Here is a 12,175-nt window from a genome sequence, read left to right on the forward strand (position 1 = left end):
CTCTTCTTAACGCTGGTTGACAGCTTTCATCACACGCGCAATATCGCGATTCTGCTCACGACGTTTGATTGACTCCCGTTTATCATAGTCATGTTTCCCTTTAGCAAGTCCTAAAAGGAGTTTAGCATAACCATCTTTGATATAGACTTTAAGGGGAATCAGCGTCATTCCTGTTCCTTTAGTCTCTTGTTCTAATTTTTGGATTTGTTTCTTATGGAGCAGGAGTTTACGACGACGTTCTGGTTCTTGGTTCCAGATATTTCCCTCTTCGTAAGGGGCAATATGAACATTGCTCAGCCAGACTTCCCCATTTTTTACTTGGGCAAAGCCATCCTTGAGATTGATTCGAGCAGCTCGTACACTCTTGATTTCAGTTCCAGTCAGGACCATCCCTGCCTCTAGCGTATCTACGATTGTATAGTCGTGGCGCGCCTTTTTATTTTGTGCGACGACCTTTCCCTCGCCCTTTGCCATGCTTGGCTCCTTTCTTAGCTACTTCCTTGTAAAAAGGTTTCTTACCTTTTTTCTTCTTGTCTTTTTGTGAATGCTTGCGCTTATCATTTGAGCGTCCTGATTTTCTCTTGTCTTCCTTCTTATCTGAACGACGACTTGAGCCACGACCTCTATCTTTGCGCCCAGCTTGTTTCAAACCTTTTTCGATGACATCAAACTCACTTGGGATATAAGAGAAGTCAATTTCACCTGTCATCTTATCGGCTCTTTCTACACGAATACGAATTTGCTGTCCCACACGGAAGGTTGTTCCTGATTTCTCCCCACGAAGAGTCAAATCACGTTCATTAAAATGATAAAATTCAGGCAAATTGGTAATGTGAATCAATCCTTCGACTGTATTTGGCAATTCAACAAAGAGACCGAATTTGACGATGCTTGATACAACTGCGTCGTACTCTTCACCAACGTATTCTTCCATGTACTCAGCCTTTTTCATGGCTTCGACTTCACGCTCGGCCTCGATGGCACGACGCTCACGATTGGAAGACTGGGTTGCAATCTCTGGAATCACTTGTTCAAAATGCTCGGCTATTTCCTTGGAACGACCATAGTCCCGAATCATGCGGTGGACAAGGAGATCTGGATAACGGCGAATAGGACTGGTGAAGTGAGTATAATAGTCGGCAGCAAGACCATAGTGACCGTGATTGTGCTCTGAATAGCGAGCCTGTTGCATAGAACGGAGAAGCATCATGGACAATACATCCGCATAGGGTTCTCCCTCAACAGCACGCATGATGTCTTGAAGCGCCTCCTGGCTAATCTCACTGGCAGTCCCATAAATCCGCAAACCAAAGCTCGAAGCATAATCAATAAACTTCTGAACTTTTTCAGCCTTGGGCTCCTCGTGGATTCGATAGATGAAAGGTAGGTCCAGCTTGCTAAAGTGCTCGGCAACCGTTTCATTAGCAATCAACATGAAGGACTCAATCATCCGCTCAGCAACACCACGCTGACGAAGAACGATATCCACAGGCTTACCTTTTTTATCCACTAGAATCTTAGCTTCACTGGTATCAAAATTGAGAGCACCACGTTTCTCACGCATGCTTTCTAGCCTTTCATGAAGCTTGGCCATGAGCTCGATACTAGGAACAATTTTCTTAAACTCTTGTCTCTTCTCCTCGTCACCAGCTAGGATATCATTAACAGCACTATAGGTCATACGGAAGCTAGTCTTAATGACCGTTTGTGTGATGGTGTAGTTGACTACACGACCATGTTTATCAATTTCCATAATAGCTGACTGGGTCAAGCGATCTACTTGAGGATTGAGAGAGCAGATACCATTTGACAAACGCTCTGGAAGCATTGGGACCACACGGTCTGTCACATAAACAGAAGTCGCGCGGTTAAGGGCTTCCTTGTTAAGGGCAGAACCCTCTGTCACATAGTAGGAAACATCCGCGATGTGAACACCGAGTTCGATATTGCCATTTTTTAAAGACTTGATGTGTACTGCGTCGTCCAAGTCCTTGGCATCCGCACCGTCAATGGTAAAGGTGATTTCATCTCTCAGGTCCAGACGCCCTTCCATATCCTTTTGAGACGGAGCTTCTGGTACACTTTCTGCCTCCTTGAGAACAGCTTCTGGAAATTCTGAAACAATATCCATGGATTCCAAGACTTCAAGAACGTCAATCCCAGCATCAGTCGAGTGCCCCACCACGTCTAGCACACTAGCGACAAAGAAATCATGTTTCTTACTTGGGTATTTGTCGATAAAGACCTTGAGAACTTCAGTACCTTCCAACTTGATAGCTGGTTTCTTCACATAGATCGGTTGGCTGATTTTCTGATTTTTTGAACGGATGTAGCCCGCATACTTGGGTTTTTCCTGATCCAGAACGATTTGCCCAACAACTGTCGTCAGACTGTGTTCTAAGATATCAATAATTTTAGCTTCGGCAGCTGTTCCCTTGTTGCGGTCAGCAACTTTCTTAATCACGACCTCAACGGTATCGCCATCAATAGCATAGTTGACATCGTTTTTTCCAACAAAAAGGTCGTCCTCTTCCCCTTCTAGACTAACAAAGCCAAAGCCATTTTTATGGGCATGAAAAATCCCTTTGAGGGTGATTTCATGTTTCTTCTTTTGGTCCAGACATAAGCTACCATCATCTTCAAAACGGATCTGGTGCTTTCTTTCCATCAGAGACAGGGTTTTAATCAACTCACGGAAATCCTTGGACCCATCCTTTCCGAGAGCCTGAGCCAGGTCATTTACCGTCACTCGCCCCTTCTCTTGCAAATATTCTTTAATTTTATCTTTCATGTTTTCTTTCTAGATTTTTATAATTTCTTTTTGATTGATAACTTTATAAGTGTCATTGAAAATAAAAATAGGCTAAGACCTAGTCTCGCCCATTTCTTATCTACTTGATAATACTGTCAATGCTAAGGCAATGGCTAGCCAGAAAAAGACTAAAATACCTGTCAAACGTTGCATCACAGCTTCAAAACCACGCGCTTTACTACGTTCAAACAAATCACCTGAGCTGGCATCAAATACATTGCTGGATTGGTTCTTAGTTGGTTGCATGAAAATCGCAATCACAATCACAACAGATAATACTAATAAAATGGTTAATAATAGGTTATACATATCAAACTCCTTAAAATCCCTATTATTTTACCATAAATTCTACTTAGATTCAAGATGTAAAGTTACTTTTCTTTCCTTTGGACAATATTTTAACACCTCAATCTTGTCTGGATGGGTTTTAGAGTTCTTACTGGTTAGATAATTCATGCTGCCACAAGAGGAGCACTTGAGATTGATTTTTACTCGCACTAGATTTCCTTTACTTTTAATAATGATCTAAATTGCACTAAGTTACATAAACAACTGAAAGCTACACAGGCTGCTGTCGCATAAAAGACAGCATGGTAGCCCAAATATCCTGCAACTGCGGATCCCGCCATAGGTCCAATCACTCCACCGAGATAAAAAAAGACTTGGTTGAAGGCGAAAATCCTTGAAATACCTGATTTTGGAGTCATTTTGCTAAGAAGCGCATTGACACCTGGTATGAGAGCTCCCGTTCCCAAACCAAAGAGAAAACGATACAAGCCAAGTTGAAGGGGGCTGGTTGCATGGGCACAAAGAAGGTAAATGATGACGGAATAAATCTGCGCTGCAACTAACAATCTATGATTCCCTACCTTATCGCCAAGTTTTCCTAGAATTCCAGCACTCATCATGCTAGAAAACCCCATGCTGGATACGATTAATCCTGATACAAAGAGGAGATTCTCAGTCTGCCCTAAGTCCCGCACATAGAGAGCTAGAATGGGACCAATTGATTGAGCTGAAAATTGAATGACAAAGCTCGTCAAAAATAGATTCACTAAAAGCCTAGGATACTTGAAAGAAGAAAATACTTCTTTCGTTGGGATAACCTTCTCCTTAGCCACTGGCTGAAAATCTTCCTTGATAAAGAAAATGGTTAGAATTGCAGCTAAAAATAAGAAAGCACCTACCAATAAAAAGACATTACGAATGCCAAAAATTTCAGCAATAAAGCCTCCAACAAAGGGACCCGTCAATGTTCCTGCAACAACACCTGTAGATAGAGTCCCCAGAGCCGCTCCCGACTTATCTTTCGGTACCTGACTAGCAATCAAGGCCGTTGCATTGGGGACAAAACCGGTAAATACACCATTGAGCAAGCGCAAAAAGAGTAGCCAATAGATATTTGGCACGAAGGCCAAACCTCCCATCGTAATGGTCATGGCAAGACCTGCTCGAATCATCATGGGCTTTCGTCCATATTTGTCAGCAAGAATACCCCAGATGGGAGAAACTAGAGCTGCTGAAACAGCCGAAACTGAGATGGCTAATCCAGCATAAAAAGCAACTTGGTCTCCTTCAATTCCCAACTGCTCTACAAAGATAGGCATGAAAGGAACGACCAAGGAAATGCTGGCGCCCGTTAGAAAACTACCGAACCAGGCGACACGAAGATTCTCTTTCCAACTAATCTCTTGCACAGCTATCGCCTCCTTCAAGTAACTTCACTACTTGAGCCACAAGCTGATCACGACTGCCATTGTTGTCTAGAACATGACTGGCCAAATCTTTCTTTTTCTCTAAAGACCATTGGGCGGCCAAACGAGACTCTGCTACTTCCTTAGAAAGATGATCCCGTTTCATGAAACGTTCCACCTGAACATCACGGTTCACATAGACCAGCCATGTTTCATCAAACCAGGCACTGTAGTCCTGTTCAAAAAGCAGGGGAATATCCATGAAAAAAATCGCTTCTGTCTGAGTCAACTGGTCTCGCAATGCAGCCAATTCCTCACGAATAATCTCCCCTTGGATTTGCTTAGACCATTCCCGCTCCTCAGGATTTGAGAAGATGAGACTAGCCAGGAGAGGGCGATTGAGTTCTCCATTTTCTAAAATAATTTCTTGCCCAAAGTGCTGAACTAAGACCTGATAGAGACGACCACCAGGTTTTTGTAGATCATGGACTACTGCGTCAGCATCCACCACTTGAAAACCTTTCTCTCTTAGGAAATTTGTTACAGTTGACTTACCAGAGGCAATTCCTCCTGTGATTCCGATGATTTTTCCCATCAGTCCCTCCTTTGACACTGAGGACAAAAATGAGTTCCTCGTCCACCGAGCTGGAATTTCTCAATCACTGTCCCACAGCGCGAACATGCTTGTCCAGTCTTATCATAGACCTGATGGAAGTCCTGCATGGTTCCGTCTTCCCCAAAGGCATTGGTATAGGTTCGAATGGTCGAGCCACCTTTTTCAACAGCCTGCCCCAAAACAGCAATGGTTTGGTCATGAATAGCTGACGCTTCTTCTGCCGTTAAAGTCTGGGAAGGTCTTGCTGGATGAACCTGAGCTCGCCAGAGGACCTCATCCACATAGATATTGCCAAGGCCAGCTACCAAGGTTTGGTCTAGGAGGTGGGATTTGATAGGCTTTTTAGACTTGGCTAGGGCAGATTGAAAGACCTGCAAATCAAAGTCCTGCTCTCTTGGCTCAGGACCTAGTTTTTTAGAAATAAAGTAGGCATCCAAAAGGTCCGGTGCCAATAGTTCCATAGTACCAAACTTGCGTACATCCTCATAAACAAGCGTACCTCCATCTTCGAACTCAATGAAAACATGGGCATGCTTGCGTTCTGGAACTTGGTCCGGATAGTAAAAATACTTGCCCTCCATCCGCAAATGAGAAATCAAGACCTTGTCTGTCAAGTAAAAAAGCAAGTATTTACCACGACGTCCCATTGACTCGATAATCTGACCAGGTACTTCCCTTTGAAACTCTTCCAAATCCGTCTTAATCATCTTGGGATAACGAATTTCTATACTCGAAATCTTCTTTCCTATAATCAATTTTTCTAAGCCACGACGAACCGTTTCAACCTCAGGTAATTCAGGCATAAATCCTCCTTCTGTAAAAACAAGAAGCAGGCATGAGCCCACCTCTACTTAGTATTCTTTTTCATTATAGCCAAAGTCAGCCAAATCTAGCTTTTTATCGCGCCAGTTTTTCTTGACCTTGACCCAAGTTTCTAGGAAAACCTTGTCCCCTAGCATGAGTTCGATATCACGACGGGCCATGGTCCCAATTTTCTTGAGCATAGCCCCACCTTTTCCGATGATAATGCCTTTTTGGCTATCTCGCTCCACCATGATGGTTGCACGGATGTGAACCTTGTCTGTCTCTTCATCCCGTTTCATAGAGTCAACCACTACGGCAACTGAGTGTGGAATCTCTTCACGTGTCAAATGAAGAACCTTCTCACGAATCATTTCTGAAACCAAGAAACGCTCAGGATGATCTGTGATTTGATCAGCTGGGAAATACTGGAAACCTTCCTCTAGATTTTCACTCAGAATATCAATTAGACGAGAAACGTTATTTCCCTGAAGGGCTGAGATAGGAACAATTTCCTTAAAGTCCATCTGGTTACGGAAGTCATCAATCTGAGCCAAAAGCTGGTCTGGATGAACCTTGTCAATCTTATTCACCACCAGAATCACAGGAACCTTGGCAGCTTTCAGACGCTCGATAATCATATCGTCGCCCTTACCACGTGGCTCATCAGCTGGCACCATGAATAGAACAGTATCCACTTCACGCAGAGTACTGTAGGCAGATTCCACCATGAAATCACCAAGAGCCGTCTTAGGCTTGTGAATCCCCGGCGTGTCGATAAAGACGATTTGCTCCTTATCCGTGGTGTAAATCCCCATGATTTTATTACGCGTTGTTTGCGCCTTGTCACTCATGATAGCAATCTTTTGTCCCATGACGTGATTCAAAAAGGTTGACTTCCCAACATTGGGACGTCCTAAAATGGCTACAAAGCCTGATTTAAATGTCATAATTTCCTCTTATAGTTTAAAATAGTATATCCCAAATGCGTGGGAGAAAGATAAGTGCACCTGTCACTGCAGCAAAAAGAGAGACCACCAGCACGGCACCTGCTGCCATGTCCTTGGCTTTCTTTGCCAACATAGAAAAGTGATAGTGACTGGCTAAATCCACTACATTTTCAATAGCAGAGTTAATAATCTCAAAGGCTACTACCAAGAAAATGCTCATTAGGAGAAAGAGCCATTCGATTCGTGACACCTGAAAAACAAAACCTGCAAGGATGACTACTAGAGCCGTCACTGCATGTTTTCGCATATTACGTTCTTCCTTGAAAGCAGTCAGAATTCCTGTAAGGGCAAATTCTAAACTGGATACCAGGTCACGATTTTTCCATTTTCGTTTATTGTCTTGTGAGTCCATAGGCTGTCAAAATTTCTTCTTGTAAACCGAACATCTCCGCTTCTTCTTCCGGAGTGTAGTGATCATAGCCGTTAATGTGTAAAAAGCCGTGTACTGCCAAGAAGCCCATCTCACGCTCAAAGCTGTGACCGTATTCCTCAGCCTGCTCATGCGCTTTATCGATAGAGATGAACAGTTCCCCAATATAAGCATCAAACTCAGACATCATCTCTGCCAATTCAGGATTTTCAAGCAAATCCTCTTCGTCAAAGGCAATATCCAACTCTGGTTTATACTCAAGGCTGATAACATCTGTCGGACGATCCGTATCACGGTACTCCAGATTGAGTTCGTGACTACGCTCGTTGGTCACAAAAGTGACTGCCATCTCCTTGTCTTCTTTTCCTATTTTTTGGGCTGCAAATTCCAAAATTTCTTGGGTTTGTTGTAGGATTTCTTGTGAAACTTGACCAGTTTCATCTACCATTTCAATATACATGTACTTCTCGATTCTCTTTACTTGGCTTTATTATACCATATTTCCATGATTTTATTCTACCTTTTTGATATAATACTATGGAATACAATCACAAGGAGAGAACGATGTCATTTGACGGATTTTTTTTACATCACATGGTTGAGGAATTGCGAAGCGAGTTGGTCAATGGTCGCATCCAGAAAATCAATCAACCTTTTGAACAAGAGTTGATCTTGCAAATCCGCAGCAATCGCCAAAGCCATCGCCTGCTCCTTTCTGCTCATCCCGTTTTTGGACGCATCCAGCTGACCCAAACGACTTTTGAAAATCCAGCCCAACCTTCGACTTTTATCATGGTTTTGAGAAAGTATTTGCAGGGTGCTCTGATTGAGTCAATTGAGCAAATCGAAAATGACCGTATTGTAGAGATCACCGTTTCCAATAAAAACGAGATTGGGGATCATATCCAGGCGACTCTGATTATCGAGATCATGGGCAAACACAGTAATATCCTTCTAGTTGATAAGAGCAGCCACAAAATTCTCGAAGTCATCAAACATGTCGGCTTTTCACAAAATAGCTACCGCACCCTGCTCCCCGGATCGACCTATATCGCTCCCCCAAGTACCGAATCTATTAATCCTTTTACTGTCAAGGATGAGAAACTCTTTGAAATCCTGCAAACACAGGAATTAACAACTAAAAATCTTCAAAGTCTCTTTCAAGGTCTGGGACGCGATACAGCAAATGAATTGGAAAGCATACTGGTTAGTGAAAAACTTTCCAATTTCCGTAACTTTTTTGGTCAAGAAACCAAGCCTTACCTAACGGAGACTTCCTTCAGTCCAGTTCCTTTTGCCAATCATGTAGGAGAGCCTTTTGCCAGTCTATCGGATCTCTTGGATACCTACTACAAAGACAAGGCAGAGCGCGACCGCGTCAAACAGCAAGCCAGTGAACTCATTCGGCGCGTTGAAAATGAACTTCAGAAAAATCGCCACAAACTCAAAAAACAAGAAAAAGAGTTACTAGCGACAGATAATGCTGAGGAATTTCGCCAAAAGGGCGAGTTGCTGACAACCTTCCTCCACCAAGTTCCCAATGACCAATATCAGGTAGTCTTGGATAATTACTACACGAATCAGCCTATCACCATTGCTCTTGATAAGGCACTAACTCCCAGCCAGAATGCCCAGCGCTACTTTAAACGCTACCAGAAGCTCAAAGAAGCTGTTAAATACCTGACTGAGTTGATTGAAGAAACCAAGGCAACGATTCTCTATCTGGAAAGTGTGGAGACTGTGCTCAACCAAGCTGGGCTGGAGGAAATCGCTGAAATCCGTGAAGAATTAATCCAAACAGGCTTTATCCGTAGAAGACAGCGAGAGAAAATTCACAAGCGCAAAAAACCAGAACAGTATCTAGCAAGCGATGGCAAAACCATCATTTATGTTGGTCGAAACAACTTACAAAATGAAGAGCTAACCTTTAAAATGGCTCGCAAGGAGGAACTTTGGTTCCATGCCAAGGACATCCCTGGAAGCCATGTCGTCATCTCAGGAAATCTTGATCCTTCTGACGAAGTGAAGACAGATGCGGCCGAACTAGCTGCCTACTTCTCCAAAGGGCGCTTGTCAAATCTCGTGCAAGTGGATATGATTGAAGTTAAAAAACTCAACAAACCAACTGGTGGAAAACCTGGCTTTGTAACCTACACAGGACAAAAGACCCTCCGCGTTACACCAGACCCAGAAAAAATCGCATCCATGAAAAAATCCTGATTCAACTTGAAATCAGGATTTTCTTTTACATTTTACTCTGCAATCAAGGTTTCCAAACCAACCTTCATCATATCAGTGAAGGTATTTTGGCGTTCTTCTGCCGTAGTGTCTTCATCTGGATTGACCAAGCTATCAGAAATGGTCATGATAGCAAGGGCATCAACGTGGTGTTGGGCAGCAAGATAGTAAAGAGCTGCTGCTTCCATTTCCACAGCCTTGACTCCCCATTTACCAAGCTCGATGTTCTTTTCAAAGTAGTTTGAGTAAAAGACATCTGATGACAAAACGTTCCCAACGTGGGTGGTCATACCAAGTTCTTTGGCGATATGGTAGGCCTTGTCTAGCAAGTCAAAACTAGCGATTTGTGGGAAATCATACTGTGGCCAGTCGTTGCGGATGATGTTTGAGTTGGTTGCAGCTGCTTGCGCCAAAACCAATTCACGGACGTGGACATCTTCATTCAAAGAACCAGCAGTTCCCACGCGGATCAATTTTTTCACACCGTAGTCCACAATCAACTCACGGGCATAGATAGAGATTGATGGCATCCCCATCCCAGTTCCCATGACAGATACACGGTGACCCTTGTAAGTACCAGTGTAACCAAACATGTTACGCACTTCGTTAAAACAAACAGCATCTTCAAGGAAATTCTCCGCAATAAACTTAGCACGAAGAGGATCCCCAGGAAGAAGAATTTTATCAGCAATTTCACCCTGCTGAGCAGCAATATGGATAGACATAATTTATGATACAAAGAGCGACAAGAAAACGACTGAAAATTAGGAATCTGACGAGAAATCCTGATTTCTCAATCAGATTATCTATTTTCCGAGTTTTCCGCTCGTGTTCAAATTAGAACACCTTGCTCTACCTTTCTTTATTGTATATTTAGGATAGCGACAGAGAACAAAGTAAAAATAGGAAACTGACGACACATCGCAGATGCTAGACAGTTTATCTTTTTTACATAGTTCTCCGCCCGTATTCAGTTCAGCGAATACGGTTTACCCATCCTTTCTTTATTTTATGAAGATTAGAGAGCGAGAAGAAAACGACTGAAAATTAGGAATCTGGCGAGAAATCCTGATTTCTCAGTCAGATTATTTATTTTCCAAGTTTTCCGCTCGTGTTCAAATTTGAACACTTCGCTCTACCTTTCTATTTATAAACTTTAAAGAGGGAGTAGCATTTAAACACATACTCCGCCTTTTTCATTTGTTATTTTATAGCAAGACAAACTCAAGAAAAAACTTGAATCCACCCTTTCTATGATTGATTATTAATTACAATTCAGCAAGAATCGCTTTAAGCAAGCCTTTGAAGTCACCTTTAACACGTTCAGTCACTTCTACAACTTCTTCGTGGTTGAGTTCTTCTTGGAAACCAGCAGCATGGTTAGTAATACATGAAATACCGAGAACTTTCAAGCCTGAGTGGGCTGCCACAATAACTTCAGGAACAGTAGACATACCGACTGCATCTGCTCCAAGTGTCTTATAGGCACGAATCTCTGCAGGTGTTTCATATGTCGGACCAGTAACACCGATATAGACACCTTCATCAAGCTTGATACTAAGTTTCTTAGCCACTTCATGGGCAGTAGCACGGTATTCTGGAGTGTAGGCTTTAGACATATCTGGGAAACGTGGACCAAAATCATCCAAATTTTCACCCATCAATGGGTTTTGCCCCGTCATATTGATATGGTCTGAGATAGCCATCAAGGTACCAGGACCAAATCCAATACCTCCAGCTGCATTGGTTACAATGACACCTTCGCATCCGAGAACTTTCATCACACGAACTGGGAAAGTCACGACTTCAAGAGGATTTCCTTCATAGAAATGGAAACGACCTTGAAGAGCCAAGACCTTGCGACCTGCAAGGTCACCATATACCAATTTACCAGCGTGACCGACTACTGTCGAACGGCCCCAGTTGGGAATATCTGCATAGTCTACTACAACAGGATTTTCAATTTCCTCTGCCAATTCTCCAAGTCCTGATCCAAGGATTAGACCGAACTCAGGCGCTTGGATACCCTTTTCTTTCAAGAAAGCAGCTGTTTCCTTGATTTTATCTAAAAAAGTCATTGTGTCTCCTTTATTATTTTTTTAGCATTTGACCGATTTTGTCAAAAGTTTTAGCATTACGAATGGTGATTTGGCGGTAGAAAGGCATCTTGAGTAAGTATTTGTGATAGGCTGTTTCGTAGTATGATTCTTCAGAGAATTTCCCCCAGAAAATCCCAAGTCTTCCAAAATGAACGACTTCATCTTCCAGTTCCAAACTGTTCACTTTCTCGATCACTTGATCCACATCCAAGCTCTCCGTGTAGAAGAGCACATCTTTTCGTGCCAGGTCTTTGGTCCACCAATCTGGCAGATTCTCCAGCTCTGCTTCATAGTCTTCCTGACTCAGCAAAGAAAAGCTCTGAATAAATGGATAATGGATTTCAAAGAAAGCCTCTAACTTTTCAACCAATTGGGCTTTGGGAGCTGTCGAAGTAAAGAAAATGTTGCCACTGTTGATGTAGGTTTCAACCTTTTCCAGTCCCAACTCTGTCAGTTCTTGACGAAGTTGCGCCATAACAACTTTATTTTTCCCACCGACATTAATGCCCCGAACAAGTAAAGCATATCTCGTCAT

The 12,175-nt window shown here is 42.8% G+C and carries 13 protein-coding genes and 1 pseudogene; 1 reads left to right on the forward strand and 13 read right to left on the reverse strand.

Annotated elements, in window-relative coordinates; genetic code table 11:
* Positions 1-6 precede the first annotated feature (6 nt).
* The 10 genes from smpB to ybeY form a co-directional block, all read right to left on the reverse strand.
* On the reverse strand, positions 7-474 hold the full coding sequence (gene smpB / locus D8844_RS00110; RefSeq protein ID WP_001051748.1) for an SsrA-binding protein SmpB: 468 nt from the start codon (positions 472-474) through the stop codon (positions 7-9).
* Entirely contained in the window at positions 437-2,791 is a 2,355-nt protein-coding gene (gene rnr / locus D8844_RS00115) for a ribonuclease R (protein WP_125420896.1), read from the reverse strand. Before rnr ends, smpB begins: the two co-directional genes overlap by 38 nt.
* A 96-nt stretch (positions 2,792-2,887) precedes the next feature.
* Positions 2,888-3,121, reverse strand: a complete 234-nt coding sequence (gene secG / locus D8844_RS00120; protein WP_000282517.1) for a preprotein translocase subunit SecG — start codon at positions 3,119-3,121, stop codon at positions 2,888-2,890.
* A 39-nt stretch (positions 3,122-3,160) separates the two neighbouring features.
* A complete protein-coding gene (rpmG, locus tag D8844_RS00125; RefSeq protein WP_007519517.1) occupies positions 3,161-3,310 on the reverse strand; it encodes a 50S ribosomal protein L33 in 150 nt (49 codons plus the stop codon).
* On the reverse strand, positions 3,310-4,509 hold the full coding sequence (gene pmrA, locus D8844_RS00130; protein WP_125420899.1) for a multidrug efflux MFS transporter PmrA: 1,200 nt from the start codon (positions 4,507-4,509) through the stop codon (positions 3,310-3,312). The genes rpmG and pmrA overlap by 1 nt, the downstream gene beginning before the upstream one ends.
* Positions 4,496-5,101: a dephospho-CoA kinase gene (gene coaE, locus D8844_RS00135; protein ID WP_125420902.1), complete on the reverse strand. Its 606-nt coding sequence runs from the start codon at positions 5,099-5,101 to the stop codon at positions 4,496-4,498. Before coaE ends, pmrA begins: the two co-directional genes overlap by 14 nt.
* Positions 5,101-5,925 (reverse strand): DNA-formamidopyrimidine glycosylase, encoded by an 825-nt coding sequence (gene mutM, locus D8844_RS00140; protein ID WP_125420905.1) that lies wholly within the window; start codon positions 5,923-5,925, stop codon positions 5,101-5,103. The genes coaE and mutM overlap by 1 nt, the downstream gene beginning before the upstream one ends.
* Positions 5,926-5,973: 48 nt before the next feature.
* Positions 5,974-6,873 (reverse strand): GTPase Era, encoded by a 900-nt coding sequence (era, locus tag D8844_RS00145; protein ID WP_000143274.1) that lies wholly within the window; start codon positions 6,871-6,873, stop codon positions 5,974-5,976.
* 16 nt (positions 6,874-6,889) lie between these two features.
* Positions 6,890-7,285: a diacylglycerol kinase family protein gene (locus tag D8844_RS00150; RefSeq protein ID WP_000378181.1), complete on the reverse strand. Its 396-nt coding sequence runs from the start codon at positions 7,283-7,285 to the stop codon at positions 6,890-6,892.
* Positions 7,266-7,763, reverse strand: coding sequence for an rRNA maturation RNase YbeY (gene ybeY, locus D8844_RS00155; protein WP_000275169.1), 498 nt, complete (start codon positions 7,761-7,763; stop codon positions 7,266-7,268). Before ybeY ends, D8844_RS00150 begins: the two co-directional genes overlap by 20 nt.
* A 104-nt stretch (positions 7,764-7,867) precedes the next feature.
* On the opposite strand from ybeY, the gene pavA reads away from it, so the two are divergent.
* Entirely contained in the window at positions 7,868-9,523 is a 1,656-nt protein-coding gene (pavA, locus tag D8844_RS00160; RefSeq protein WP_125420908.1) for an Rqc2 family fibronectin-binding protein PavA, read from the forward strand.
* 32 nt (positions 9,524-9,555) lie between these two features.
* On the opposite strand, the gene deoD is transcribed toward pavA, so the two are convergent.
* The 3 genes and pseudogenes from deoD to D8844_RS00175 all read right to left on the reverse strand — a co-directional run.
* The gene (gene deoD, locus D8844_RS00165; RefSeq protein WP_000022091.1) at positions 9,556-10,266 is read right to left on the reverse strand and encodes a purine-nucleoside phosphorylase; all 711 of its coding nucleotides are present in this window, start codon (positions 10,264-10,266) and stop codon (positions 9,556-9,558) included.
* Between the two features lie 543 nt (positions 10,267-10,809).
* The gene (locus D8844_RS00170; RefSeq protein WP_125420911.1) at positions 10,810-11,619 is read right to left on the reverse strand and encodes a purine-nucleoside phosphorylase; all 810 of its coding nucleotides are present in this window, start codon (positions 11,617-11,619) and stop codon (positions 10,810-10,812) included.
* A pseudogene (locus D8844_RS00175) lies at positions 11,620-12,175 on the reverse strand (DUF1697 domain-containing protein); the annotation flags it as partial.

It is taken from the genome of Streptococcus oralis (genome assembly GCF_003942875.1).
GTDB classification, from domain to species: domain Bacteria; phylum Bacillota; class Bacilli; order Lactobacillales; family Streptococcaceae; genus Streptococcus; species Streptococcus oralis_BX.

Coding starts and splice junctions, on each gene's coding strand:
- era (WP_000143274.1), bottom strand. CDS start 6,873: ATGACATTTAAATCAGGCTTTGTAGCCATTTTAGGACGTCCCAATGTT.
- secG (WP_000282517.1), bottom strand. CDS start 3,121: ATGTATAACCTATTATTAACCATTTTATTAGTATTATCTGTTGTGATT.
- D8844_RS00170 (WP_125420911.1), bottom strand. CDS start 11,619: ATGACTTTTTTAGATAAAATCAAGGAAACAGCTGCTTTCTTGAAAGAA.
- rnr (WP_125420896.1), bottom strand. CDS start 2,791: ATGAAAGATAAAATTAAAGAATATTTGCAAGAGAAGGGGCGAGTGACG.
- pavA (WP_125420908.1), top strand. CDS start 7,868: ATGTCATTTGACGGATTTTTTTTACATCACATGGTTGAGGAATTGCGA.
- coaE (WP_125420902.1), bottom strand. CDS start 5,101: ATGGGAAAAATCATCGGAATCACAGGAGGAATTGCCTCTGGTAAGTCA.
- smpB (WP_001051748.1), bottom strand. CDS start 474: ATGGCAAAGGGCGAGGGAAAGGTCGTCGCACAAAATAAAAAGGCGCGC.
- deoD (WP_000022091.1), bottom strand. CDS start 10,266: ATGTCTATCCATATTGCTGCTCAGCAGGGTGAAATTGCTGATAAAATT.
- ybeY (WP_000275169.1), bottom strand. CDS start 7,763: ATGTATATTGAAATGGTAGATGAAACTGGTCAAGTTTCACAAGAAATC.
- mutM (WP_125420905.1), bottom strand. CDS start 5,925: ATGCCTGAATTACCTGAGGTTGAAACGGTTCGTCGTGGCTTAGAAAAA.
- D8844_RS00150 (WP_000378181.1), bottom strand. CDS start 7,285: ATGGACTCACAAGACAATAAACGAAAATGGAAAAATCGTGACCTGGTA.